Source organism: Flavobacterium frigidarium DSM 17623 (genome assembly GCF_000425505.1).
Taxonomy (GTDB): Bacteria; Bacteroidota; Bacteroidia; order Flavobacteriales; family Flavobacteriaceae; genus Flavobacterium; species Flavobacterium frigidarium.
Window position 1 is genome coordinate 336,851 of sequence record NZ_AUDO01000001.1, and the last position, 25,028, is coordinate 361,878.

Sequence of the window (25,028 nt, forward strand, 5' to 3'; positions counted from 1 at the left end):
TTAAATTTGGTCGATACCGGCTAAACTAAAAAACTAATTCTCGTTAATTACGTACATTACATAAAACAAACATTTTATTATGAAAAAATTATTCCTCCTATTATTATTAGTTTTTGTGCAAATGGGATTTGCGCAACAAAAAGACTATGTCGCTATATCTAAACAATTAATTGAATCAGTTAAGTCAAAAGATGGCAAGACGCACTCTTATGTAGATTTGATAGCAAATGCTAACGAAGACGAACTTTTAAAACAATTGAAATCAGACGACGAAAGGAAAGCGTTTTTCATAAACACCTACAACAGTTTTGTGATTGTTTCTTTGAGAAAAAACCCAAAACAATATGAAGACCGTAATGCTTTTTTCAAGTCAGAACAATTCGTTATTGCAGGGAACAAAGTGAGTTTAGATGTTATCGAACACGATTTTTTAAGAAGGTCTAGCATTAAGTTGAGCTTGGGAAAATTACACAAATTATTTCCTTCTAAACTAGAAAGAAAATTTAGAGTTGACGACGTGGATTATCGTATTCATTTTGCTCTAAACTGTGGCGCAAAAAGTTGTCCGCCAGTAGGAGTTTATGATGCAAAAAATATTGACAAGCAACTTGACAAATCAGCAGAAGCTTATTTAAAAGACAAATCTAAATACGTTAAAGAGAGTAATACTTTAACTGTAACGCCATTGATGAGTTGGTTTAGAGGAGATTTTGGAAACAAAAAAGGCGTTAGAGAAATTTGTAAAAAATTCAATATCATTCCTGAAAATGTAAAACCAGATATCGATTATGCTGATTATGACTGGACTCTTGATATCACTAATTTCAGTTAATCAGTATAAAGCCACTTAATCGAAACCTACCTTATCAAAGAGATACATGAGTAAAGCAGTTTATCATTTTTTTAAAATTGGCGCAAAGTTAGCGCTGAAGATTTACTGTAGTAAAACTGTTGTTCACTTTGACGAAGCTACATCTTATACGGCACCAAAAATAATAGCATCAAATCACCCTAATTCGTTTTTTGATGCTATTGTTATTGCCATCAATTATCCCAAACCCATCTATTTTTTAGCACGAGGAGACGCTTTCAAAAAGCCTATTGTTGCTAAATTTCTAAATGCATTACAACTGATTCCTATTTACCGCTTGAGCGAAGGAAAGAGCAATTTGATTAAAAATGATGATACGTTTACAACCTGTATTTCATTATTCAAACAGAATGAAACAATCTTGATTTTCTCAGAAGGTTTGTGCATCAACGAATGGAAATTACGACCGTTGCGAAAAGGCACAGCACGACTTGCTCTACTAGCTTTGAATGCAGGCATAGAGAATTTACAAATCCAACCTACAAATTTAAACTACTCTTCATTTTTAACAAACCCTAAAAAAATATTAATCAACTTTAATCAGGAGTTCAACGCAAGTGTACTCACGCTAGAACAAGACAGCTTTTTTTACAATAGCTTTAATACTAAATTAAAGGAAGGAATCTCAGATCATCTACAAATTGCCGAAAAAGACGAAGACATGAATGCTTTATTCTATGAAAAAAAGTCTCATGCTCAAAAAGTTGCTTTAGCAGCTCCTGCTTTATTAGGATACCTTTTGAATGCGTCTATTTACCACTACTTTAAAAAAATGGCGCAAAAAAAAACCAAAAATACCGTTTTTTATGACTCGGTTCTTTTTGGTTTATTATTAATTTTTTATCCTGTTATTGTACTAACAATAGCAATTGTGATGGGATTTATTGCGGGTTATGTGGCTGCAATAATAACATTTTTTACATTCCCATTGACTGCATACTGTTATAGTCAGTATAGAAGATAAACTTACTTTACTTTACTTATTGCTAACATTTTAATCATCCAATTAGGTAAAGGCTTCTCTATATTTCTTTTTCGAAGATCTAGATACCAACCAATTTTTTTCAAAATAGGCACTTTATGCGTTTCTACTAATTCGATTAATGTTCCGTCTGGATCTTCAATATAACAAAACCTTCCCGAAGCGTGATCCATAGCAAAAGAATTACTACTATCGACCGAAAAATCAGTACCTTTATTCACAGCATGTCTTTTTAAAGCTTCCATGTTCAAAACATCAAAACAAAGATGAATGAAACCACAGTCGCCCCAAAAACGGTCTTGATAAATCTTTATAGGAACCCTATTTTTTACCTGAACTAATTCTATAACTACATCTCCTAGCAATTTATTAAAAGCTCCTTTGCCTGTTGCCTTTTTACTAATTCCTAGCTTTCGAACTAACTGACCATTCTCTGTACTTTCTGTATCATATAGAACCAAATCAATTCCTAAAACTTCTTGATAAAAATGAAGTGCTTTTTCTATATTTGAAACTCCGATAACACTACCTACAATACCTCCCATATCATGATTTCCTGTTTGGAACCAATCGTTTGAAGAGATAATTTTAAAAGTATTTTTATTCGAATCGGTAACCCAAAAATAATTACCAGTCAATTCAGATACAACTATATCTGAAACCTGAATTTCGTTGATTTGTGATAATCTTTGATAAGATTGCTGTAAATTAACCGACTTAATAATCGCTGCATAAATACCTAAATCACCTAACTGCACAATATTACAATCAGCAGGTTTTCGATCTAAAAACTGCCACAATTCTAAGCCACCGCCACCTTGTAGATTCATGGTTAAAATCGCTCTGCGCTTATAAATATCTCCACCTGTGTACTGCGTCATTAAATTAGCACTCGCGTCGTCATCAAAAATTAGCACGTCCATACCAAACAAATGTTTGTAGGTGTGCATTGCCGCTTCGGCATTTTTTACTCCAATTCCGATTTGTTGAACTCCTGATAAATACTGATGCATGCTTATTCCTTTTATTTAAAATTGAACTGATTTTATCTAACGCCTTTTGCATGCGCTATCTTGTAATATAAACTGGGAATAAACCACCAAAACCAAAATAAAAGACGTTCTGCCTTTAGAATATAAATAGCTTTTTGATTTTTTTTCAAACCTGAAATTATTTTATTACAGCAAACTGAAACAGACATTCCTGCATCGCTATTTTCATCTGTGTTCCCAAATTGCTGACCGTTACCTGCTAAGGCGTTTTTTGAAATATTGGTATTTATTCTACCAGGATATACGATAGAAACATGGATATTGGTTTTAAAAAATTCACATTGTAAAGTTTCCAAATATCCTTTTATAGCATGTTTTGACGCGGCATAACCTGAACGTAAAGGAAAACCTATTAATCCAGCAATACTACTAATTACACAAATATTACCTTGACCTTGTTTTTTAAAATGCGGCAGTAAAGATTGGATTATTGCAACAGGAGCAAAGAAATTTAAATCCATTAATTTTTTGTACACAAATATATCCGTTTCCTCTGCCATTGCTCGCTGACTTTGACCTGCACTTTGAATTACATAATCTATATGACCTTCGAACAATATAGCTTGATCAACCAAATTAGGAATACCATCAATATCTAATAAATTGTAATTTAAAATGTGAGAACGCGTATTTTTCAACTCGCCTTTTAAGGTAGTTAAAGCTGCAACATTTGTTCCAGTTAAGATTAATATCGCTCCTTGTTGTGCTAATTGCAGTGCTAATTCTTTACCAATTCCTGAGGAGGCGCCGGTAATCCAAACAACTTTATTTTTAAAATGCATTTTTTCTATAGCTTAAAAGTTCTTTATACTTCGATAACATTTCCTGTTGCGAAGCCCCTTTTTTATACATTTTTACAATTTTTAAGTTGGCTAATTGCACCGTCAACCAAGTATTTTCTTCATATTTTCTTGCTGATACAATTGTCGCTTTAGGGATTAATTTAAACTTTCCTTTTTGCCAAATTCTAGCCAAGAAATCATAATCTTCCATTATAAGCATCGACTCTTTATACTCACCGACCTGCTGCCATAATTTTCGAGTAATAAAAATACTTTGATCGCCTCCGCGAAAAAACAAGTAGTTGAATCGAGTGAAGAAAGCATTGCATTTAAGAAGCAACATCGCATTATCAAATTTTGTTCTAAAACTTCCGCAGTTATAATCATTAGCGATTGCTTGATTTATATCTTCGAAAAAAGTAACAACTGGCAAACTATCTGCATGAACAAAATAGAAAACATCACCACTGGCATGTTTCACACCAAAATTCATTTGTCCAGATCTCCCCTTTACATCTGAGAGAACTGTTTTTACTCCCATTTTTTTTGCAATTGCAAGTGTTTCATCTGTACTTCCACCATCAGAAACAATAATTTCATATTGTTTTCCAACTAAACATTTTTGCAAATGATTAATAATAGTAGCGATTGTACTTAGCTCGTTGTAAGTAGGGATAATAATACTCAAATACATTTGTAATTATTCTATATTTTTAAATACAAAAAAGAGAAGTTGTAGTAACTTCTCTTTTAATTTATACTTCTAATTAGCTACTTCGCTAATAAATTTTATTCGCATCAGTCGCAGTTCGTCGATATCATAATCGCCTTCAAATTCTTTGAGAGCGCCTTCAATTTTATCTGATTCAGATTCCATGAAATAATCATAGATTTCTTCTTGCTGATCTTCATCAAGCATATCATCAACCCAATACTTAATATTTAATTTAGTTCCTGAGTAGACAATTTGTTCCATTTCTTTAATTAACAAGTCCATTGTCAAGCCTTTCGCTTTAGCGATATCATCTAATGACAATTTGCGGTCAATGTTTTGTATAATATAAAGCTTATTAGCCGAATTCGTTCCCGTCGACTTCACTACTAAATCTTCCGATCTAACAATTTCATTTTCGTTTACATATCTATTGATTAACTCTACAAAATCAGCTCCGTATTTCTTTGCTTTACCCTCTCCTACTCCATGAATATTAATCAATTCATTTAATGAGATTGGATATTTTAAAGCCATGTCTTCTAATGATGGATCTTGAAAAACTACGAATGGCGGCACACCAATTTTCTTGGCTACTTTTTTACGCAAATCTTTCAGCATATTCATTAAAACAGTATCAATCGCTAAAGTCACTTTTGATGCGCTAACAATTGCTTCGTCAACAGTCTCATTATACTCATGATCCTCAGACATTAAAAATGAAGATGGTTTTTTTATAAAATCAAGCCCTTTATCAGTAATCTTTACGATTCCATAAGTTTCAATATCTTTTGTCAAAAAACCAGCAACCAGAACTTGTCTTAATAAAGCCATCCAATATTTCTCATCAAAGGAAATCCCTGATCCAAAAAAAGGTTGAACATCTGTACGATGTGCTTTAATAACTGCGTTTACACGACCTATTAACGTAAAAACAATCTCTTTGGATTTATAAAGGTGCTTTGTATCGCGTACTACCTCTAATAATTTCACCACCTGCTCTTGCGCTTCTATCTTAGTTTTCGGATTTCGAACATTATCATCCATATCAGCACCATCTCCGTTCTCGCTGTCAAATTCTTCACCAAAATAATGAAGTAAGAACTTTCTTCTTGACATCGATGTTTCGGCATAAGCCACTACTTCTTGTAGCAATGCAAAGCCAATCTCTTGTTCGGCAACAGGTTTCCCTGACATGAATTTCTCTAGCTTTTCAACATCTTTGTATGAGTAATATGCTAGACAATGCCCTTCACCACCATCACGACCCGCGCGACCGGTTTCTTGGTAATAACTTTCAAGTGATTTAGGAATATCATGGTGTATTACGAAACGAACATCTGGCTTGTCAATTCCCATACCAAAAGCAATCGTAGCGACTACAACATCAACATCTTCCATAAGAAACATGTCTTGGTGTTTTGCTCTCGTTTTTGCATCTAAACCAGCATGGTAAGGAACAGCGCTAATTCCGTTTACTTGTAAAACTTCGGCAATGGCTTCTACTTTTTTACGGCTCAAGCAATAAATAATTCCTGACTTTCCTTTATGTTGTCTTATAAAACGAATAATATCCGACTCGATATTTTTTGTCTTAGTGCGCACTTCATAATACAAATTTGGTCGGTTGAACGACGCTTTGAAAGTTTTGGCACCAGCCATATCCAAGTTTTTAAGAATATCTTCTTGCACTTTTGGAGTAGCCGTAGCCGTAAGTCCGATGATAGGAATATCACCCAACTGTTTTATAATATTTTTTAGATTTCGATATTCAGGCCTAAAATCATGTCCCCATTCAGAGATACAATGCGCCTCATCAATTGCTACAAACGAAATTTTAACTCCTTTTAAAAAGTTAACGTTTTCCTCTTTAGTCAATGACTCGGGTGCTACATAAAGCAGCTTCGTTAATCCAGATGTAATATCCTTTTTAACCTGTGTAATTTCTGTTTTTGTAAGAGAAGAATTTAGGACGTGTGCGATACCATGTTCTGAAGACAAACTTCGAATAGCATCAACTTGGTTTTTCATTAAAGCGATTAGAGGCGAAACGACAATTGCGGTTCCTTCTTGTATCAAAGCGGGTAACTGATAGCACAGTGATTTTCCACCTCCAGTAGGCATGATAACAAAAGTATTTTCTTTGTTAAGCAAACTTTTGATGACTTGTTCCTGCAGCCCCTTAAATTGGCTAAAGCCAAAATATTTCTTTAATTCCGTATGGATATTAATTTCGTTTGAATTCATTCTTTATTATATGGTATTTTGTATAAATTTGCATTATAAAGATACTACTTTCTTTTACACTTACAAATTTTAAACATTCTGTTTTGATATCAAACGAAAATATATTGGCCCTAGCCAAAAAAACCATCATGACTGAAAGTGAGTCGATTATAAAACTCACCAGCTTTTTAGATGATAATTTTTCAAATGCAGCTCAAGCAATCTATAATTCTAAAGGCAGATTAGTGGTAACAGGGATTGGAAAAAGTGCCATTATCGCGCAAAAAATGGTCGCTACTTTCAACTCAACAGGAACACCTTCTCTATTTTTGCACGCAGCAGAAGCCATTCATGGCGATTTAGGAATGTTGCAAAAAGACGATGTGATCATTTGCATTTCGAAAAGTGGAAACAGTCCCGAGATTAAAGTTTTGGTTCCGTTATTAACTCGTTTTGGAAACATTTTAATTGCAATTACAGGAAACATGACTTCGTTTTTAGCAAAAGGCGCAAAATACGTTTTGAATACTACAGTTGACAAAGAAGCTTGCCCAATAAATCTAGCTCCTACAAGTAGTACAACTGCCCAATTAGTAATGGGTGATGCCCTGGCCGTTTGCTTGATGGAAATGAGAGATTTTAAACCCGAAGATTTTGCCGTTTATCATCCAGGTGGTGCATTAGGCAAAAAATTATTGCTACGTGTAAAAGACATGTTAGAGCATACTTTAAAACCAATGGTTGCTCCGGATGCATCAATCCAACAAGTGATTTTTGAGATTTCAGAAAAACGTCTAGGTGTAACCGCAGTTGTCGAAAATGATGCTGTTATAGGTATTATTACTGATGGTGACATTAGAAGAATGCTTAGCGAAAGAGATCAATTCAAAGATTTAGTTGCCAGTGACATCATGACTAAAAATCCTAAGTTGATTCAAGCAACAGATATGGTTACAGATGCTCTAAATACATTGGAAGATTTTTCTATCACACAATTGATTGTAGTAGAAAAAAACGAATACAAAGGAGTGTTACATTTACACGACATTTTAAAAGAAGGAATAGTATAATGGCAAAGAAAAACCAAAACGAAATGTCGTTTTTAGATCATCTAGAAGATTTAAGATGGTTATTAGTGAGAAGTACGATTGCCATTATTATCATGGCCTTTTTTACTTATTTTATAAGTGATTATCTATTTGATGTAATCATTTTTGGACCTACAAGACCAACGTTTTTTACTTATGTTTATTTTTGTGAATTGTCGCATTCATTAGGAATTGCAGAAACGATTTGCATCACCGAAATGCCATTCATCATCCAGAACACGGAGATGGAAGGACAGGTAAACACCTTTATATGGATTTGTATGTTGGCTGGATTTATCTTGAGTTTCCCCTATATACTGTGGGAAGTTTGGAAATTTATTAGTCCAGCATTATATTCGAATGAAAAGAAAAATGCCAAAGTTTTTATTTTCTTTTCTTCATTACTCTTCTTTATAGGTGTGCTCTTTGGTTACTTTGTGGTTATCCCTATGTCGGTTAACTTTGTGGCAACTTTTACAGTGAGTTCTGTAGTTTTAAATCAATTTACACTAGACTCCTATATTGGAATGGTAAAGACCTCAGTTCTAGCGAGCGGACTATTTTTTGAATTACCAATAATTATTTATTTCTTGACTAAATTAGGGTTAGTAACGCCTAGCTTTTTAAGAAAATATAGAAAATATGCAATTGTATTAGTCCTAGTTATTGCCGCCATCGTAACACCTCCAGATGTGGTAAGCCAGACTATTGTTGCAATACCAATGTTATTAATCTATGAAGCAAGTATTTTTATATCAGTATTTGTTCATAAAAAAGAAAAAGAATAAAGATGGCAGATATTATCGAAGAATTTAATGAGTACCGTTCTAGAATGAACGAAAAATTATTAGCTGACAACAATAAAATTGTAAAGCGAATATTTAATCTTGACACTAACGCTTATGCTCCAGGTGCTCTTGACGTTAAAACTAAAGAGTTGCTAGGCTTAGTAGCGTCTGCAGTATTGAGATGTGACGACTGTGTAAAATACCACTTAGAGACAAGCCATAAAGAAGGGGTTACTAAGGAAGAAATGATGGAAGCAATGGGAATCGCTACGCTTGTAGGAGGAACGATTGTTGTCCCTCATTTACGTAGAGCATACGAATTCTGGGAAGCTCTTGAAGAATCTAAATAATTGTTAACAGCTTTACTTGTTGATTTGTTTATTCGTTAATTTGTAGCGATTAAACAAATCAGCATTTAAACAATTAAATGCTGAACGTTTAAAACCAAAGAATATGATCTTAAGAGCTGACAATTTAATAAAAACGTACAAAGGTAGAAGTGTTGTAAAAGGGATTTCTGTAGAGGTGAATCAAGGTGAAATTGTGGGATTACTTGGACCAAACGGTGCTGGTAAAACGACTTCTTTCTACATGATTGTAGGACTAGTAAAACCCAATTCAGGAAACATCTATTTAGATGATTTGAACATCACTGATTATCCTATGTACAAAAGAGCACAGCAAGGTATTGGATACTTAGCGCAAGAAGCTTCTGTTTTTAGAAAATTGAGTATTGAGGATAATATTTTAAGCGTTCTACAACTTACAAAACTTTCAAAAGAAGAGCAAGTTGCAAAGATGGAGAGTTTGATCGAAGAATTTAGTTTGGAGCACATTCGCACAAATCGTGGTGATTTATTATCCGGTGGTGAGCGTCGTCGTACTGAAATTGCACGTTGTTTAGCAACCGACCCAAAATTTATTTTATTAGATGAGCCGTTTGCTGGAGTAGATCCCGTAGCTGTAGAGGATATTCAACGAATTGTAGCGCAGCTAAAAAATAAAAACATTGGAATTTTAATTACAGATCACAACGTTCAAGAGACCCTTGCCATTACTGATAAAACCTACCTGATGTTTGAAGGAGGTATTCTAAAAGCCGGTGTACCAGAGGAATTAGTTGAAGACGAAATGGTACGTCGTGTTTATCTAGGTCAAAATTTTGAATTGCGTAAAAAGAAAATTGAATTTTAATTAAATTTTCTTTTTCATGAAACAAGAAAAAACCTCCAAAGAAACCTTAGAAAAATGGCATAAAGATCCTAATAATTGGGTCATGGGTATTTTTTACTTCAATAGAGAGGACCCACGGATATTCCCCCCTAAGCGAATTGCAATGTTAGGATGGACAGTAAATTTTGCTAATCCATATTCAGTAGCAATTTTAATAGCACTATTGACAATTGCAGTCTTAGCAACATCTTTTAAAGGATAAAAGAAAGTTTTATTCGATAGTTATAAATTGCAGTTGCTGCAAATCACCATTATAGATATTTAAATCTACAGTACCTTCAATTCCAGGTAAACTTCCTTTTTCAGTAAATTGCCAAAACAACCAGTTGTCCTGAATTTTTTCTCTATAAAAATTATAATTAGCGATCCAAAATAAGTAATCGCTAAACTCTTCTTTCAAGAAACTATCATAATACTTTTCGCCTGTATAAATTATTGGGCGTACTTTATAATGGTCCTCAATAGCCTGCAGCCATTTCCTTAAACCTACTTTTAATTGTCGTATTGATTGATTTTTAGGCAATTGCTCTATATCCAGTACTGGAGGTAAATCACCTTTGCTTAAGCGAACATTTTTAATAAATAATTCTGCTTGATCTAGGGAGTTTTCGTTAGGTCTGTAATAATGATAAGCACCTCTAATAATTTTGTTCTCTTTGGCTTCAAGCCAATTTTTACTAAATTTTCTATCCGGACGATCACTTCCCACAGTTGCTCGAATAAAGACAAAATTTATAGAATAAGTCTCTTCAATACTCCCTAAGTCTTCCCATTTTATATTGCCCTGATATTCTGATACGTCTATTCCAATTGCTTTACCATCATGTTTACTTAAAACTTGAAAATTACGCACATCTGAAAGTCTTTTTTCTTCCAATTGCTCTTTGGTTGCAAAGTGAGATTTGTATCCTAGATAATATAATAACCCGTCACGGTAGTGGTATATTGCTAGACCTATTGCAGCAATAGCAATAAAAGCCCCTAAAATCTTAGCTATCTTTCCCCATGAGAACAAGCTTTTCTTTTTCGCTTTTTTATAAACGGTCCTTTTTCTGACTGTTTTTTTTCTCATTAAGAAATAGCTTTTTTTGCTTTAGCATTATTTATCACAGACAATAAAACATAGCTAATGATAACTAAAGCCACTCCTAAATATTGGAAAAAGCCTAATAAGAGTAATGAAAACAATAAGAACCCAATTTGTAGCGCATTATCTTTTAACGTGAACTTTTTGATTTTTAGCGAAAACAAAGGCACCTCAGCATTTAAAATATAAGCGCTTAATAGAACAGTTAGTAACAGGACCCATTGATTTGTTAATACTTCTAAGATGATTAAAGAATCAGAATATTGCAAAATCAGAGGTAGACTCAAGATAAAAAGTGTATTTGCGGGAGTTGGCAAACCTATAAAAGATTCTGTTTGACGTGTGTCTATATTAAAATTAGCCAAGCGGTAACACGATCCTAAGGTTACTATAAAGCCAAGGTAGTTCCAGATCTCGTGAGTACCTATCTCGTGTTGACTATTTTTCATCATAAAGAACATAACAAAACCAGGCACTACCCCACTAGTCACCATATCAGCTAGAGAGTCTAGTTGCAGCCCTAACGGACTTGCAACGTTGAATAGTCTTGCAAAAAAACCGTCAAAAAAGTCTAAGAAAATCCCTAAACACACAAAGTAAAAAGCCGCAAAATAATTGCCGTTTGATGCATATACTAATGCGATACAACCGCATAGCAAGTTGAGTAAAGTAATTAAATTGGGAATGTGCTTTTTAATATTCATTGTTAGGTTTATTTAAAGTCAAAAAGCAAATTTACTATTTTAACTTATTGATTTGATTCTTTTTTCAAGGAGATTTTATTTAGTTCATGGAAAGATTAAATACCTTGAAAAATTCAAGTATAACTGCAGCTCAATCTTGATAAACTCTTTCAGACAACCCCTAATAACAATGAAACTAAATCCTGAAGTATAAGAACAAAAAGACTTTCTATTATTTAAAAAAGGCCAAAGATAATTTCCAAATGTTGCTCGCTTCTTCTTGTTGAATTATCATTAAACATTTACCTTAGCATTAAATTTTAAAGTATGAAATTCTCAACGCATCTTTTAGTGATTTGCTTTTTGCTAGGATTGTTTTCAACATCAAAGACATACAGTCAAGAAAGAATTTTGTCACCTAATTCAAAGATTAGCATCTTGACCTGCGGTACGGCAAACGAAGCGTATTCTCTTTTTGGACATACTGCAATACGCATTTCAGATCCTGAAAATTTTATTGATGTCGTGTATAATTATGGTGCTTTTGATTTTAGTACGCCCAACTTTGTATTGAAATTCATAAAAGGAGACTTACAGTATTTTGCTGCCGTTCATCCCTACAGTGATTTTATTAATGAGTACACCTATGAGCATCGAGATGTTTATGAGCAACAATTACAGATTTCGTTACCATTACGACAAGATTTATACAGTAATTTGCAGCAATCGCTAACTTCAGGAGAAAGTTACTATACCTATAAGTTTATTGATAAAAACTGCACATCAATGGTTGTGGATATCATTAATAAATCCTTGAAACAAAATGTAGTCGTTAAAAAAGGCGACACAGACATGACCTACAGGTCTATCTTGTACCCGTACTTCGACAATCATTTTTATGAAAAATTAGGTACTAGTATTATTTTCGGAAAGAAAGTAGATCAAGACGGAACTCAAATTTTTCTTCCTTTCGAACTCTTAGAAAGCTTGAAGAAAATTAATTACAATGGTCAAAAATTGGTAACACAAACCATCCCAGTTTTAACATTCGAAAAACAAGTTGAAAGCTCTTGGTGGAACAATCCCTACAGCTACTTAATTGCTTTACTCCTTATTTTAATTTTGAACATTAAAAAGCTTAACCAATTTTACTTTTTGCTTTTAAGTTTGATCGGACTCTTTTTTATATTTGCCGGATTTTATTCATTCCATGAAGAATTAGCGTGGAACTATAATGTATTGCTTTTTAACCCTTTGTTATTAGTACTATTGTTTTTCACACTGACTAACAACAGCCGTTATATTTACAAGTTGGCAGTAGCAAATTTAATCTGTTTAGTAACCTACCTTATACTCTTAGCAAACAAAGCACATTTATTAATTGTACTACCAATGATCATAACAAGTGCGGTAATACTCGTGAGAACTGCTGTCAAAAACAAAAAGCGTATTCCAATTATTATTTAAGAACCTTCACATTAAATAGAATAGTAGAAATACGAATAGTATCGAAATTACTTCTTGAAAAAATCACGAACAACAATTGAAGTGAACTTTTTAGCGCCGTTATCATTCATGTGTCCGCATGATGAAAAATACTTGTTCTCAATCACGACATTTTCATAATTATGAATTTCAGGGTAGGCACTTTTAACCTTCTCAAAATAATTCATTCCAATCACATTTTCACACATGGGTGTCATAATGGGAATAAAACGGATATTATTTGTTTTGCATAATTGCTTAATTTCTTCGTAATATTTATTTCGTTTTAGAGGATTAAGACTTAAAATATTATTCTTCATATTGCCTTTCTTATTAACCCCTAAAGCATAATATCCGCCATTCTCATTTGCAACAGTTTTCTTTTGAATAATTGTATTAAAAAGTTCTCTACTTCCTATTTTTGAATCAAATTTCAAATATCTGTAGAAAGGAATATAATACAATTCATTAAAATTAGATTCTTGTTCAAAATGGTTTTTAATGATTTCTGAACGGTGTATGTATGGTAAGAATTTAGCCGCCACCCCTTCCGATTGTTTGTCATTCGATAAATTTAAATCAGCTTCTAGGATTAGGTTTTTAATTTCATAATTCCGTTCAATCATTAATTTGAGCAATAGAGATGCTTCATAAAGATGCCCACCGCTCATTCCGTAGTTAAAAGTTTTGAGTCCGTTTTTTTCGAATATACGAGTGACAAAATGATTATTTGCTCGAGAAGAGCCTAATATCACCACATCATAAGAACGCGCTTTCGATTTAAACACATCAGCAACCTTATCTCTGCTCTTTGAATTTAAATATATAGCGGTATAGCCAAAATCAAGTACCACAGCTAGTAGTACTGTGATTAATACGATTTTTACAATAAAAATTAAAAATGATTTCATCCTTTGAATGCTAAATTTTAAAACTGAAAGTAAATAAATTCTTTGTAATCAGAGAAAGTCCCTAGTGCGATAATTGCAGCAATGGCCAGCGCTAATTTTAAACCGCTTTTTCTACCAGATATGGGTTCGATGCTAAACCTATTATTCCACTCCACAATAACAAAGACGATAACAATAGCTAGTAGTTCATAATTGTAGCGTTCATTTGCAAGATATTGTGACGCAAAGTTTCCATTGCTAAACATTCTTTTGATGTAGGCGACGGCATCTGTTATTGTGTTGGCTCTAAAAAAGATCCAAGCTAAGCAAGCTAACAAGAAAGTATAGAAGATACTCGCTATTTCTTTAATAGACCTCAAATTCCATTTTAAATCTACCATTTCGATATTCGAACGATTCTTATTCAATAGTAACAGCGGTAAAAAATAGAGTGCATTTATAAATCCCCAAGCCAAATACGTCCAGTTTGCACCATGCCAAAAGCCACTTAGTACGAAAATGATAAATACGTTTCGCACTTGTTTACTTTTACTTCCTTTACTTCCCCCTAACGGAATGTAAACATAATCCCTAAACCATGATGATAGCGAAATGTGCCAGCGCCTCCAGAACTCAGCAATATCTCTTGAAAAGTAAGGATAATTGAAATTACGAAGTAAATCTATGCCGAATAACTTCGACATCCCTAAGGCCATATCAGAATAACCAGAGAAGTCACCGTAAATTTGGAAAGCAAAATAAACAGCACCTAGAATTAGTGACCAACTATTCATTGCAGGATAATGATCAAAAATTGCATTAGCATAGGTAGCACAACCATCAGCTATGACCACTTTTTTAACTAGTCCCCATGTAAACTGATAGACGCCTTCTTTTGCTTTTTCGAAATCAAAAGCTCTCCTAACTTTTACTTGTGGCAATAAGTGCGTCGCCCTTTCTATAGGACCCGCAACCAAAAGCGGAAAGTAACTAACAAACAGCGAGTAGTCTACAAAGTTATATTCTGCTTTTATCCTCTTGTAGTAGATATCAATAACATAAGATAAGCCATGAAAGGTGTAGAATGAAATTCCTACTGGCAACACCACATCTAATAAAAATGGCGATGATTTGAGTCCAAAATCACTCAGTAACGTAGCAAGTGAGCTGGCAAAAAAATTATAATATTTAAAGACTGCTAAAAATCCTAAATTTATACCGACACTCAACCAAAACCAAAATTTTCGAGTGCTAGCATTCTCAGTTTTCTCAATTTGGATTCCAGTAGCATAATCTAAGAATGTGGAAAAAACTAGCAAGAATAGAAAACGCCAATCCCAACAAGAATAGAAATAATAGCTTGCCAAAATTAAAATAAAATTCTGACTGCTTTTGGTTTTATTGAAAACAAACCAATATAAGAAGAACACTATAGGCAAAAAAATTGCAAACGTCAGCGAATTAAAAAACATGGGGCATCAATAATTTAGCTTGCAAATATACTATTTAGCTGCAGTTATTTTAAAAGTAAATTAGATATTAATCTCCCAAAAATTTTATAAAGATAAAGCGCTGTAAATCTTATTTAATATTCAAACTAAAATGCAAATAGTGCAGTTGCATTGGTACTAAAACAAAAAAAAACACAAAGGATCACTTTGTGTTTTTTCTATATTAAAATTGATTTATTACCTAAGTGTCTAAAGTCTCAAACGCAGAATTCATACTTTTAAATTCAGGTACGATTTTTTTCATTTGAAATACAATTGCGCTATTATCAAATCTATTAGCAATGGCGATTAAATCGTTAATCTCTGCATGTAGCATTTCAAATTCACTTGAGAGCTCTTCTGCAATCATTATTTTACTATGGTGTGTTGGTATTGTTTTCGAAGTATCATTTAATAATTCTTCATACAATTTCTCTCCAGGTCTAAGTCCCACGATTTTGATCTCGATATCTTTGTCAGGTATAAAACCAGCTAACTTAATCATCTTTTTGGCTAGATCTATAATTTTAACTGGTTTCCCCATGTCAAAAATGTAAATCTCCCCTCCATTACCCATCGCACCAGCTTCGAGAACGAGTTGGCAAGCCTCAGGAATAGTCATAAAATACCTGATTATGTCAGGATGTGTAATTGTCAAAGGACCTCCGGCTGCAATTTGCTTCGTAAACAATGGCACAACCGATCCATTAGAACCTAGTACATTTCCAAAACGCGTTGTTATAAATTTTGTTGCCAATTCTAAACCTTGCTCTCTACTGCGTAACTGTAGGGACTGCACATATTTTTCAGCAATTCTCTTACTAGCTCCCATCACGTTACTTGGATTAACAGCTTTGTCAGTAGACACCATGACAAACTTTTTCACATGATGTAAGCATGCTAAATCAGCTAGATTTTTAGTTCCTTGAACATTAGTATGAATTGCTTGAGCAGGATTGTCTTCCATTAAAGGAACGTGCTTGTACGCCGCGGCGTGATACACTACATGTGGCTGATATTTTCTGAAGATCTCATCAAGCGCCTTTCTATTTCGAACATCCGCAATTACACTGTAAATATTCGTTTTTGTTTTTATATTACCTATTTCTAAAGTCAAACTATGCAAAGGTGTTTCGGCCTGATCTAAGATGATGACACTTTTAGGATTAAAATTAAGAACTTGTCTAACAATTTCGCTACCAATAGATCCGGCACCACCTGTAATTAAAATCACTCTATCTTTTAACTGTTTTGAAATAGACTTTCCATCTAATACAATTGGTTTTCTATCTAGTAAGTCTTCAATTTGGATTTTCTTTACCTTTTGAGAAATCTCCTTCTGATTTTCCCAATTCGAAATCACAGGCACGTTATATACTTTATAATTGTGTTCTAAGCATTGATCCACTATAAGTATTTGCTCTTCTTTTGACAAACTTTTATCTGCAATAATTACAGCTACAGCCCCTACTGTGCGCATTAACGTTGGTAGCTTTTTCTTTTGGATTAATATTGGTAAATCGAGCATTCTCTTAGAAGCATTCTGGTTGTTTTTATCAACAAAACCAACAATCTTAAAACGTGACGGAGTCTCAAGTTTCAGCGCATTAGCCACGGAAATCGCATTGGCATCTGTACCATAGACCACCGTTCTAATTAAATTAGGTGACGTTGCATCTGAAACATACAACTCAAAAGATTGCTTTACCACAACACGGTATAAAAATAGACCGCAGAAAGATAAAACTGTATTGATAAAAAGACCTGTATTTAGAACAATTTTGGCGTCAAATATAACAGTGCACAAAAAATTTATTAGTATGAACAATAAAAATACTGAAGATTGAGAAAACAATATCTTAACCGCATCTACAAATGAAGAATGTCTAATTATTCCGGAATAGGTGCTATAGAGCCAAAAGAAAAATATGTTTGCACCAAAAAAACTACATACAAATAGTACGCTATAAGTTGTTAAAATATATTCAAGGCCTGTACCTTTAAATATTAAATAAGTGAAAATAAACGCAAAAATTAATACTAGCGTATCTAGCAAAACAATTATCCACCTTGGTAGGTAGCTTAAGTTATGTATGTTTAATCTAAGTAACTTCTCAAAAAACTTATTTTTGATTTGCTTTTTGAAATATTTTTTTATGTTATTATCCATTATTGGGTATGGTAGCGGTTGATGATGGTTTAATTAATCTTAGTCATTGCAAATTTAATCGTTTATAGAAACTTAAGTTGAAAAATTTGATATTATCTAGAGTATAATTTACAAAATAGTGACTAATGCAGATCAAAACTTTGACAACTAGAGGTCATCTAATTATTTTTTTTTCGATTCTTTCTCTTAATACTAAATATACAGCAGTCAACAACACCAAAATCAAAGCAATTATAGGTAGTGTTAAATAATTTATTGAGTGCAAATATATCAAACCTAAATTAAATAACAATTGAGTGACCGCATATCCAACTGCAACAATTAAATGAGAATATTTCATTTCATTAGCTAAATACTGGTACAAATGTGATCGGTGGGCTTCAAATATATTTTCCTTCTTTTTTAATCTTTTAACTATTGTTATAACAGCATCTATTCCGTAGACAGCAAAGAACAATAGAAATCCTATTTGGTTTGTATCGAGTATTGTTTTGATCATAAAGTATCCTAAAAAAACTGCCATACTAATGCTCCCAACGTCACCGGCGAATGTCTTTGCTTTTTTACGCAAGTTGAAGATACCGAAAGCTATGCACGACAATCCCATTGTCATCAATAAAGGCACACTTGACTCATTCACGTCCAATAACGAGAATGCTATTATAGCTGACAACGCATAAAGTACAGTGATACCGTTAATACCATCCATAAAATTAAAAGCATTGATCCAACCAATCATTAGTATAAAAATTATCGGAAGCAGCCACAAAGCTTGAGTAAATAAATTCAAGTCGTAGCAAATTAGGCAAACAGCAATTAGATGAGTTGTAAATCGTGGCAATTGAGATAAAGGTCTAATGTCATCAATAAAACTTACGAGAGCTACAATAGAAACTGCGATAGTGACCCATAGTGAGCAATATCCTAAGATGAAAGCAATAATTATCGCGATGGGAAAAATAATTCCACCACCTCTCAAGGTAACCGCAGTATGAGAAGACCTATTATTAGGCTTATCAATTATATTAAAGTGATTTGCTATTTTAAAATAAATCAATTCTATGGCTATTAGCAAAACCAAAAGTGCAATATATATCATTTTTTAAATGCTTGTTCGGTCATTTAGAACGTAAATAAAATCTTCTAACTTAAAACTTCTGCTTTATTAAACTAAGTAAGTATTCACCATAACCAGATTTCTTTAAAGGCTCTGCTAATTCTCTTAGCTGTTGCTCCGAGATGAAACCTTGTCTCCATGCGATTTCCTCTATGCACCCCACTTTTAATCCTTGACGTTCCTCTAATACCTGAACAAACTGACCTGCTTGCATCAAACTGTTAAATGTACCTGTATCTAGCCAAGCAGTACCTCTGCTTAAAATACCCACTTTAAGTTTTCCTTGTTCTAAATATACTTTGTTTACATCTGTAATTTCATATTCACCACGCGGACTTGGTTCAATATTCTTAGCAATGGCAACTACAGAGTTATCATAAAAGTACAATCCTGGAACTGCATAATTTGATTTTGGCTCTAGCGGCTTTTCCTCTATCGAAAGCGCTTTAAAATTTTCATCAAAATCCACAACACCATAACGTTCAGGATCCGAAACATGGTATGCAAAAACAACTCCACCCTGCGGTTTGGTATTCGAGCGTAACAACTCTTGCATGTTTGATCCAAAGAATATGTTATCTCCTAAAACCAATGCTACATCATCATCACCGATAAATTCCTCTCCAATTACAAAAGCTTGTGCCAAACCATTTGGAATTGCTTGCTCCGCATAGCTGAATTTACAACCTACAGCAGATCCATCTCCTAATAACTTTTTAAAATTAGGCAAATCATGCGGTGTAGAAATAATTAAAATTTCATTAATCCCTGCCATCATCAAAGTTGATAATGGGTAATATATCATTGGTTTATCATAAACCGGCATCATTTGCTTACTCATCGCTAATGTTAATGGGTGTAAACGAGTTCCTGAACCTCCTGCTAATATAATTCCTTTCATAGTTTATTTTGTTATTAGTAATTCGAAGAGCGTGATCCGAATTACATTCTTATTTATTATTCACATATCTGATAAGACCAAAAAGCATCTTTTTGATTTTTTCAATTTGACTTAAATAGCTTTCAACGGAATTTGTAAACTGTAATCGATTGGCTAAAATTAATTGTGTTTCTAATTCAGATAATGAGCCCATCGCAATATATAAAAATTGTATAAATTCTTTGTCCCCTTTTCTGCCTGCGCCTTCAGCAATATTACTGGAACAGAAACTACTGCTCTCTTAATTTAACTTGATAGTCCGTATTTTTCGTCTGTTGGGAAGTTTTTTGTTAACGCATAAATATCTTCTACGAGTACCATCGATTGTTTCCATACATCTAAATCTTTATGATCTTTCATATTCTTAAATGATTTTAATCCAATTATTTACTCTTTCATTGATGACTATTTTTATTATTACGTCAATTGTATTAATTTAAATTGAAATCCTAGTAAGGAATTACTATCAACTCATTTATGTTTTAAATTCACGAATCACTCATCTCAATTTTCGAATTACAAATCACGAATTACGAATTACTCATATTGTTTTTCGTAATACGTTGCATACTCCCCACTAGTGATATTATTTAACCAATTCTCATTGTCCAAATACCAATTCACTGTTTTCTCAAGACCTTCCTCAAAAGTAACCGAAGGCTTCCATCCTAGTTCTTTATTAATTTTATTAGCATCGATAGCATAACGTAAATCATGTCCTGGACGGTCTTTCACATACGAAATCAATTGCTCTGATGTACCTGCTTCACGGCCTAATTTTTCATCCATGATCTTGCAAAGCAATTTCACCAAATCAATGTTTTGCCATTCATTAAAACCTCCAATATTATAGGTATCATGATTTACTCCTTCATGGAAAACCAAATCAATAGCAACTGCATGATCCTCAACAAACAACCAGTCACGGGTATATTTTCCATCTCCATAAACGGGTAAAGGTTTATTTTGAATAATATTATTAATAAATAACGGAATCAATTTTTCTGGAAAATGGAAAGGTCCGTAATTATTAGAGCAATTAGTCAGAACATACGGCAAACCATAAGTCTCCCCATACGCACGTACAAAATGATCTGAACTAGCTTTTGAAGCAGAATAGGGCGAATTAGGATCGTAAGATGTCGTCTCTGTAAATAAGCCTTCAGCACCTAAACTTCCATAAACCTCATCAGTACTAATATGGTAAAAACGTTTTCCTTCCATGTTATCTTTCCAAATTGTCTTGGCAGCATTTAACAAATTCATTGTACCAATTACATTTGTTTTTACAAATGACAATGGATCTGTAATAGAACGATCCACATGCGACTCAGCAGCTAGATGTAAAACACCATCAAACTGATGCTCTGCAAATAAAACATCTATAAAATCCGCATCAACGATATCTCCTTTTACAAAAGTATAATTAGGTTCGTTTTCAATATCAGTAATGTTTTCTAAATTCCCCGCATACGTTAACGCATCCAAATTAAATATTTGATATTCTGGATATTTTTTCACAAAACGACGAACCACGTGTGAACCAATAAACCCAGCTCCCCCAGTTATTACAATTTTTTTCATCTTCTTTATTCTTTATGACTTCAGTTCAAGATTTAAACTTCAGATGTTAAGCATTTTTTTAAACTTTCTATATAATAAGGTATCTTTATACCGTATATTTCTTCAATCTTCGACTTATCCAATAATGAAAAGGCAGGACGTGCTGCGGGAGTTGGATACGATGAAGATGGTATACCACTTACTTCACAACTATCTCCTGTTATTTCTTGAATAGCCAGTACAAATTCATACCAACTAATTTCTCCTTCATTGGAATAATGATAAATTCCAGGTATCCACTTAGCATTACCTATTATATCCATCATAACTTGGGCCAAATCAGCAGCGTAAGTTGGTGATCCTATTTGATCATTTACCACGCCTAATGTATCGCGTTCATGTAATAGACGTTGCATTGTTTTGACAAAATTATTACCAAAACGACTGTACACCCAAGACGTTCTAACAACTAGTACATCGGGGTTAACAGCCAAAGCAGCTAATTCTCCAGCACGTTTCGTAGCGCCATATACATTGATTGGATTAGTTATAGCTTTCTCATTCAAAGCAGTTGATGACGTTCCGTCAAAAACATAGTCTGTAGAAATATGTATTAACTTAGCCTGCTGCTCTTTAGCATATTTTGCTATAGTGGCTACAGCTTGATGATTGACTAAGTCAGCTGATTCCGTTTCCGATTCCGCTTTATCTACTGCCGTATAGGCTCCACAATTTAAGATAATAGCAGGCTGAATATTATTCAACTGCTCGTTTAGCAGCTTTATATCTCCTAGAGAAACTTGTGTTCGGTCTGCAAAAACCCATTCGTATTGTGAATAGTTTTTTGATAAAACTTTTAATTCCGAACCTAATTGTCCAGTAGCTCCTGTCACTAATATTTTATTCATTTTTTAAAATTAAATTTCCGATAAAAAACCCTGTAAAAAAGCATTATTTAAAAAGCTAATTGTCAAGGCAATTGATTATTATAGAAACGCTTTCAAGAAAATCTAGAAATAAGATATAAATTGCGTTAGCTATTTTAAAATTGTATCGAGAAACGTTTACTACAGCAAATTAATACCCAATAAACTTAAAACTTCCCCCTTCGGGGGCTAGGGGGATTTAAAACTCCCAATCGATGTCATTAAAACTAGGCAAAACCACATCTTTCTCAGATACAATAACTTCACTAACCTCCACTCTCCAATCAATATTCAATGTAGGATCATCATATCGAATCCCTCTTTCACTGTCTTTATGATACAATTGATCAACTTTATACATTACTGATGCCGTTTCGCTTAGAACGGAAAACCCGTGAGCAAATCCATGAGGTACCATCAATTGCTTTTTATTTTCTGCACTCAACACCACACTAAAATGTTGTCCGTAAGTGGGTGAGTTTTTACGTAAATCTACTGCAACGTCCAATATTTCCCCTTCTAAAACGCGCACTAACTTGGCTTGTGCAAATGGATTAATTTGCAAATGCAATCCTCTTATAACTCCTCGCTTAGAAAATGATTGGTTATCTTGTATAAAGTTGTACATAATTCCATTTTCATGAAATTTCGCTTGATTGTACGCTTCAAAGAAGTAGCCACGAGAATCCTCGAAAACGGTTGGATTGATGATTACTAAATCTTGTATGGCTGTTTTTTCTATTGTCATTGTATTGGTTTTATTTTGCAAAAGATTGAAATGTTAATAATATACCAGCTTCAGATTGTACTGGCAGAGGTTTTCCTAAAGCAGTTATGAGTTTCGAATTACTAACTTCGTAATTTTCAGTTAACTTTTGTAATCGCTCCGAATTCAAAGGCAAAAATGTCAAATCACCCACCTTCGAACAAAACTTTACAAAAGAAGTATTAATTTTCCATATAGAAGGATTCTTTTTTAAACTTTCCCCTATTAGCTCGATTACCTTATTAGTTGCTAATGGCTCATCATCTGCCACATTATAAACTCCTTGTGGTATCGAATTATTTTGTAACAACTCTTCTATAACAAAACACAAATTTTGTATACTTAGAAAAGATCGTCTATTACTAAAGGCTCCTAAAGGCCAAGGCACGCCTTTTTTCACTAATTTATATAGCAAATTTAAGTTCCCTTTATTTCCTGGACCATGAATCATACAGGGTCTTAAAATATAGACCCTTTTATTATCAGGCAGGGATTGAGATAAAATATATCGTTCGGCTTCTAACTTCGCTATACCATAATGTGTTTTTGGACTAGGATTAGTTTCTTCATTTAAAATTCCATCAACAGAATCAGCCGCCGCTTTTACAGTACTCATAAAAATAAATACAGAAGCGTTTGATCTTATAAAACCATCAAATAATTGCTTTGTTAATTCAAAATTAGCATCATAGTAATCCTGAGGTTTTGTGACATTTTTTAAGTCATGTGCTTTCCCTGAGAGATGGATAACTGCATCTGTTTCAAAATCGATGTTTTGATTAGGAAAATAGCGAATACTTAAAATCTCTGTATTAAAACTAGACTTCAAATATTTTAAAACGTTTTGACCTACAAATCCAGCACTCCCCGTAATAGTGACAATCATATTTAATATTAGTTTATAACAAAAAAAACGTAAAACTTTATTTGACCCTCCGTTTCTATTAAAATAAACGGCTATGTAATATTATTAGAAAGTTTAAAATTATTAAAAAGTTTTAATTGTTCTTCGACGAAGAAGCTACGTGAATAAATATTTCTATTTGAAAGACAATTTAAAGACAAAACTCTAAGCTTATCCTCATCCAAAAAAAGAAATTTAATTTTTTTGACAATTTCGATAACATCACTTGATTTAGACACAGACGTTATCAAATATCCATTAACATCGTTTCTCACCACATCCGAATTCCCTCTTTCATCTAAACTAATTACAGGTACTCCCATCGCCAAAGCCTCTACTATACAAACCGGCAATCCTTCTTTTTTGCTCGGAAACAAAAAAACATCTGTGATAACCAAATACTTTTCTACTTCGGATGTATAACCAATGTTAACAATATTTTTATTTTTAAACAAATCACTCTCTTCTTTTTCAGTAAGTCCTGTTTTATGGATGGGGTCTCTGCCTCCAATTAGAAGTAAAACTACTTCACCAGGAAATTGCTCTGCCAATTTTAAAAAACTATAATAAACCAAATCAAATCCTTTGAACTCAACGAACCTCCCCGTATAAGTTACTACAAATTTATCCTCGATATTTAAATCTTTTTTCAAACTTGATTTATCTACCTCCGTAAATCTATTCCTATCAAATTTTATTATATCGCAACCAACTCCACAAGAGTTGTACTTCAATGTGTTTTCCTTGAACATATCGCTTACCAATTTATAATCTTTATTATTTATTAAAAACCTTTTATCAAGTCTCATAAAGCAGTATAATTCTACAATTGAAAACATAGCCTTCCTCACACCGCTACTTGCATTCATCCCTAACCCATGAAAAGTACCCCAATACTCAATATTTCTAATTCTAAAAAAAATTGCGGGAAAAATTCCTGTGGTAAAATGTGCATAAATCAAATTTGGATTTACCCTTTTTACAATTTTTCTAATTGCAGAAGCAGTTTTCATCAGTTTTATAATTGAGGTTGACCTTGGTATATCTACAGTATGAAAAGCCAAATTGTATTTATTATAATCAAACTTATCAACAATATTTATTACATTGGAAGAAGAAGATATAACATGGATTTCATTTTCAGAACTCAGACTTACTGCAAGCTCAGCTAAAAAATTATTAAAACTCCCATAATCCGTGATAACTATTATAATTTTCATAATATATAAAATTTATTTTAAAAAGTAAAGCTATAGGTTATTCATTAAATTAC

General features: G+C 33.2%; 26 protein-coding genes. 8 read left to right on the top strand and 18 right to left on the bottom strand.

All coding sequences use genetic code 11. The features are described 5' to 3' along the window. Positions 1-79 precede the first annotated feature (79 nt). The gene (locus H603_RS0101625) at positions 80-832 is read left to right on the top strand and encodes a DUF547 domain-containing protein (protein ID WP_026706945.1); all 753 of its coding nucleotides are present in this window, start codon (positions 80-82) and stop codon (positions 830-832) included. Between the two features lie 46 nt (positions 833-878). Further along, positions 879-1,835: a 1-acyl-sn-glycerol-3-phosphate acyltransferase gene (locus H603_RS17005; protein ID WP_026706946.1), complete on the top strand. Its 957-nt coding sequence runs from the start codon at positions 879-881 to the stop codon at positions 1,833-1,835. A 2-nt stretch (positions 1,836-1,837) separates the two neighbouring features. On the opposite strand, the gene H603_RS0101635 is transcribed toward H603_RS17005, so the two are convergent. The 4 genes from H603_RS0101635 to H603_RS0101650 all read right to left on the bottom strand — a co-directional run bounded on the left by H603_RS0101635 (position 1,838) and on the right by H603_RS0101650 (position 6,646). After that, complete coding sequence (locus H603_RS0101635) at positions 1,838-2,866, bottom strand: VOC family protein (RefSeq protein WP_026706947.1); 1,029 nt, start codon at positions 2,864-2,866, stop codon at positions 1,838-1,840. Positions 2,867-2,898: 32 nt separating this feature from the next. Beyond that, positions 2,899-3,687 carry an SDR family NAD(P)-dependent oxidoreductase gene (locus tag H603_RS0101640; RefSeq protein WP_035675126.1) on the bottom strand — a complete coding sequence of 263 codons (789 nt, stop codon included), beginning with the start codon at positions 3,685-3,687 and terminating at the stop codon, positions 2,899-2,901. Then, the gene (locus H603_RS0101645; protein ID WP_026706949.1) at positions 3,677-4,381 is read right to left on the bottom strand and encodes a TIGR04283 family arsenosugar biosynthesis glycosyltransferase; all 705 of its coding nucleotides are present in this window, start codon (positions 4,379-4,381) and stop codon (positions 3,677-3,679) included. Before H603_RS0101645 ends, H603_RS0101640 begins: the two co-directional genes overlap by 11 nt. Positions 4,382-4,450: 69 nt before the next feature. After that, positions 4,451-6,646 (bottom strand): ATP-dependent DNA helicase RecQ, encoded by a 2,196-nt coding sequence (locus H603_RS0101650; protein ID WP_026706950.1) that lies wholly within the window; start codon positions 6,644-6,646, stop codon positions 4,451-4,453. Positions 6,647-6,729: 83 nt separating this feature from the next. On the opposite strand from H603_RS0101650, the gene H603_RS0101655 reads away from it, so the two are divergent. The 5 genes from H603_RS0101655 to H603_RS0101675 all read left to right on the top strand — a co-directional run bounded on the left by H603_RS0101655 (position 6,730) and on the right by H603_RS0101675 (position 9,936). Next, a complete protein-coding gene (locus tag H603_RS0101655; RefSeq protein WP_026706951.1) occupies positions 6,730-7,695 on the top strand; it encodes a KpsF/GutQ family sugar-phosphate isomerase in 966 nt (321 codons plus the stop codon). Then, a complete protein-coding gene (gene tatC / locus H603_RS0101660; RefSeq protein ID WP_026706952.1) occupies positions 7,695-8,501 on the top strand; it encodes a twin-arginine translocase subunit TatC in 807 nt (268 codons plus the stop codon). The genes H603_RS0101655 and tatC overlap by 1 nt, the downstream gene beginning before the upstream one ends. Positions 8,502-8,503: 2 nt before the next feature. After that, on the top strand, positions 8,504-8,851 hold the full coding sequence (locus H603_RS0101665; RefSeq protein WP_026706953.1) for a carboxymuconolactone decarboxylase family protein: 348 nt from the start codon (positions 8,504-8,506) through the stop codon (positions 8,849-8,851). Between the two features lie 103 nt (positions 8,852-8,954). Beyond that, positions 8,955-9,695, top strand: coding sequence for an LPS export ABC transporter ATP-binding protein (gene lptB / locus H603_RS0101670; RefSeq protein WP_026706954.1), 741 nt, complete (start codon positions 8,955-8,957; stop codon positions 9,693-9,695). A gap of 16 nt (positions 9,696-9,711) precedes the next feature. Continuing rightward, positions 9,712-9,936, top strand: coding sequence for a DUF5808 domain-containing protein (locus H603_RS0101675; RefSeq protein ID WP_026706955.1), 225 nt, complete (start codon positions 9,712-9,714; stop codon positions 9,934-9,936). Positions 9,937-9,945: 9 nt separating this feature from the next. Here the strand turns inward: H603_RS0101675 and H603_RS0101680 are convergent, their stop codons facing one another. Both H603_RS0101680 and H603_RS0101685 read right to left on the bottom strand, forming a co-directional pair. Beyond that, on the bottom strand, positions 9,946-10,806 hold the full coding sequence (locus H603_RS0101680; protein WP_026706956.1) for a glycoside hydrolase family 25 protein: 861 nt from the start codon (positions 10,804-10,806) through the stop codon (positions 9,946-9,948). After that, the gene (locus H603_RS0101685) at positions 10,806-11,525 is read right to left on the bottom strand and encodes a CDP-alcohol phosphatidyltransferase family protein (protein WP_026706957.1); all 720 of its coding nucleotides are present in this window, start codon (positions 11,523-11,525) and stop codon (positions 10,806-10,808) included. The genes H603_RS0101680 and H603_RS0101685 overlap by 1 nt, the downstream gene beginning before the upstream one ends. Before the next feature lie 306 nt (positions 11,526-11,831). Here H603_RS0101685 and H603_RS0101690 point away from each other — a divergent pair, with 306 nt between their 5' ends. Then, positions 11,832-12,971 (top strand): lipoprotein N-acyltransferase Lnb domain-containing protein, encoded by a 1,140-nt coding sequence (locus H603_RS0101690; protein ID WP_026706958.1) that lies wholly within the window; start codon positions 11,832-11,834, stop codon positions 12,969-12,971. Between the two features lie 47 nt (positions 12,972-13,018). Here the strand turns inward: H603_RS0101690 and H603_RS0101695 are convergent, their stop codons facing one another. From H603_RS0101695 to H603_RS0101745, 12 genes are all read right to left on the bottom strand, one after another. Further along, entirely contained in the window at positions 13,019-13,900 is an 882-nt protein-coding gene (locus tag H603_RS0101695) for a hypothetical protein (protein WP_026706959.1), read from the bottom strand. A gap of 17 nt (positions 13,901-13,917) precedes the next feature. After that, positions 13,918-15,351, bottom strand: coding sequence for an MBOAT family O-acyltransferase (locus H603_RS0101700; RefSeq protein ID WP_026706960.1), 1,434 nt, complete (start codon positions 15,349-15,351; stop codon positions 13,918-13,920). Positions 15,352-15,571: 220 nt separating this feature from the next. After that, positions 15,572-17,539, bottom strand: a complete 1,968-nt coding sequence (locus H603_RS0101705; RefSeq protein ID WP_026706961.1) for a polysaccharide biosynthesis protein — start codon at positions 17,537-17,539, stop codon at positions 15,572-15,574. 154 nt (positions 17,540-17,693) lie between these two features. Further along, the gene (locus H603_RS0101710; RefSeq protein WP_026706962.1) at positions 17,694-18,638 is read right to left on the bottom strand and encodes a UDP-GlcNAc--UDP-phosphate GlcNAc-1-phosphate transferase; all 945 of its coding nucleotides are present in this window, start codon (positions 18,636-18,638) and stop codon (positions 17,694-17,696) included. 49 nt (positions 18,639-18,687) lie between these two features. Then, positions 18,688-19,557 (bottom strand): glucose-1-phosphate thymidylyltransferase RfbA, encoded by an 870-nt coding sequence (rfbA, locus tag H603_RS0101715; protein ID WP_026706963.1) that lies wholly within the window; start codon positions 19,555-19,557, stop codon positions 18,688-18,690. A gap of 49 nt (positions 19,558-19,606) precedes the next feature. Then, positions 19,607-19,810, bottom strand: coding sequence for a four helix bundle protein (locus H603_RS16260; RefSeq protein ID WP_394359118.1), 204 nt, complete (start codon positions 19,808-19,810; stop codon positions 19,607-19,609). 32 nt (positions 19,811-19,842) lie between these two features. After that, positions 19,843-19,956, bottom strand: a complete 114-nt coding sequence (locus H603_RS17700; RefSeq protein ID WP_262487946.1) for a four helix bundle protein — start codon at positions 19,954-19,956, stop codon at positions 19,843-19,845. A gap of 177 nt (positions 19,957-20,133) precedes the next feature. Beyond that, complete coding sequence (gene rfbB, locus H603_RS0101725) at positions 20,134-21,180, bottom strand: dTDP-glucose 4,6-dehydratase (protein WP_026706964.1); 1,047 nt, start codon at positions 21,178-21,180, stop codon at positions 20,134-20,136. Between the two features lie 32 nt (positions 21,181-21,212). Continuing rightward, complete coding sequence (gene rfbD / locus H603_RS0101730) at positions 21,213-22,067, bottom strand: dTDP-4-dehydrorhamnose reductase (RefSeq protein ID WP_026706965.1); 855 nt, start codon at positions 22,065-22,067, stop codon at positions 21,213-21,215. A gap of 217 nt (positions 22,068-22,284) precedes the next feature. Beyond that, positions 22,285-22,833, bottom strand: a complete 549-nt coding sequence (gene rfbC / locus H603_RS0101735; RefSeq protein WP_026706966.1) for a dTDP-4-dehydrorhamnose 3,5-epimerase — start codon at positions 22,831-22,833, stop codon at positions 22,285-22,287. Between the two features lie 10 nt (positions 22,834-22,843). Next, complete coding sequence (locus tag H603_RS0101740; protein ID WP_026706967.1) at positions 22,844-23,737, bottom strand: NAD-dependent epimerase/dehydratase family protein; 894 nt, start codon at positions 23,735-23,737, stop codon at positions 22,844-22,846. Between the two features lie 71 nt (positions 23,738-23,808). Continuing rightward, positions 23,809-24,975 carry a glycosyltransferase gene (locus H603_RS0101745; RefSeq protein WP_026706968.1) on the bottom strand — a complete coding sequence of 389 codons (1,167 nt, stop codon included), beginning with the start codon at positions 24,973-24,975 and terminating at the stop codon, positions 23,809-23,811. Positions 24,976-25,028 lie beyond the last annotated feature (53 nt).

What these genes read in the sequence shown, in the direction of transcription:
- H603_RS0101640 (WP_035675126.1), bottom strand. Translation starts at nt 3,687, where the DNA reads ATGCATTTTAAAAATAAAGTTGTTTGGATTACCGGCGCCTCCTCAGGA.
- H603_RS0101710 (WP_026706962.1), bottom strand. Translation starts at nt 18,638, where the DNA reads ATGATATATATTGCACTTTTGGTTTTGCTAATAGCCATAGAATTGATT.
- H603_RS0101690 (WP_026706958.1), top strand. Translation starts at nt 11,832, where the DNA reads ATGAAATTCTCAACGCATCTTTTAGTGATTTGCTTTTTGCTAGGATTG.
- rfbC (WP_026706966.1), bottom strand. Translation starts at nt 22,833, where the DNA reads ATGACAATAGAAAAAACAGCCATACAAGATTTAGTAATCATCAATCCA.
- rfbB (WP_026706964.1), bottom strand. Translation starts at nt 21,180, where the DNA reads ATGAAAAAAATTGTAATAACTGGGGGAGCTGGGTTTATTGGTTCACAC.
- H603_RS0101625 (WP_026706945.1), top strand. Translation starts at nt 80, where the DNA reads ATGAAAAAATTATTCCTCCTATTATTATTAGTTTTTGTGCAAATGGGA.
- H603_RS0101740 (WP_026706967.1), bottom strand. Translation starts at nt 23,737, where the DNA reads ATGATTGTCACTATTACGGGGAGTGCTGGATTTGTAGGTCAAAACGTT.
- H603_RS0101685 (WP_026706957.1), bottom strand. Translation starts at nt 11,525, where the DNA reads ATGAATATTAAAAAGCACATTCCCAATTTAATTACTTTACTCAACTTG.
- H603_RS0101695 (WP_026706959.1), bottom strand. Translation starts at nt 13,900, where the DNA reads ATGAAATCATTTTTAATTTTTATTGTAAAAATCGTATTAATCACAGTA.
- H603_RS17700 (WP_262487946.1), bottom strand. Translation starts at nt 19,956, where the DNA reads ATGAAAGATCATAAAGATTTAGATGTATGGAAACAATCGATGGTACTC.
- H603_RS0101650 (WP_026706950.1), bottom strand. Translation starts at nt 6,646, where the DNA reads ATGAATTCAAACGAAATTAATATCCATACGGAATTAAAGAAATATTTT.
- H603_RS0101665 (WP_026706953.1), top strand. Translation starts at nt 8,504, where the DNA reads ATGGCAGATATTATCGAAGAATTTAATGAGTACCGTTCTAGAATGAAC.
- H603_RS0101635 (WP_026706947.1), bottom strand. Translation starts at nt 2,866, where the DNA reads ATGCATCAGTATTTATCAGGAGTTCAACAAATCGGAATTGGAGTAAAA.
- tatC (WP_026706952.1), top strand. Translation starts at nt 7,695, where the DNA reads ATGGCAAAGAAAAACCAAAACGAAATGTCGTTTTTAGATCATCTAGAA.
- H603_RS0101705 (WP_026706961.1), bottom strand. Translation starts at nt 17,539, where the DNA reads ATGGATAATAACATAAAAAAATATTTCAAAAAGCAAATCAAAAATAAG.
- lptB (WP_026706954.1), top strand. Translation starts at nt 8,955, where the DNA reads ATGATCTTAAGAGCTGACAATTTAATAAAAACGTACAAAGGTAGAAGT.
- H603_RS17005 (WP_026706946.1), top strand. Translation starts at nt 879, where the DNA reads ATGAGTAAAGCAGTTTATCATTTTTTTAAAATTGGCGCAAAGTTAGCG.
- H603_RS0101675 (WP_026706955.1), top strand. Translation starts at nt 9,712, where the DNA reads ATGAAACAAGAAAAAACCTCCAAAGAAACCTTAGAAAAATGGCATAAA.
- rfbA (WP_026706963.1), bottom strand. Translation starts at nt 19,557, where the DNA reads ATGAAAGGAATTATATTAGCAGGAGGTTCAGGAACTCGTTTACACCCA.
- rfbD (WP_026706965.1), bottom strand. Translation starts at nt 22,067, where the DNA reads ATGAATAAAATATTAGTGACAGGAGCTACTGGACAATTAGGTTCGGAA.
- H603_RS0101745 (WP_026706968.1), bottom strand. Translation starts at nt 24,975, where the DNA reads ATGAAAATTATAATAGTTATCACGGATTATGGGAGTTTTAATAATTTT.
- H603_RS0101680 (WP_026706956.1), bottom strand. Translation starts at nt 10,806, where the DNA reads ATGAGAAAAAAAACAGTCAGAAAAAGGACCGTTTATAAAAAAGCGAAA.
- H603_RS0101700 (WP_026706960.1), bottom strand. Translation starts at nt 15,351, where the DNA reads ATGTTTTTTAATTCGCTGACGTTTGCAATTTTTTTGCCTATAGTGTTC.
- H603_RS0101645 (WP_026706949.1), bottom strand. Translation starts at nt 4,381, where the DNA reads ATGTATTTGAGTATTATTATCCCTACTTACAACGAGCTAAGTACAATC.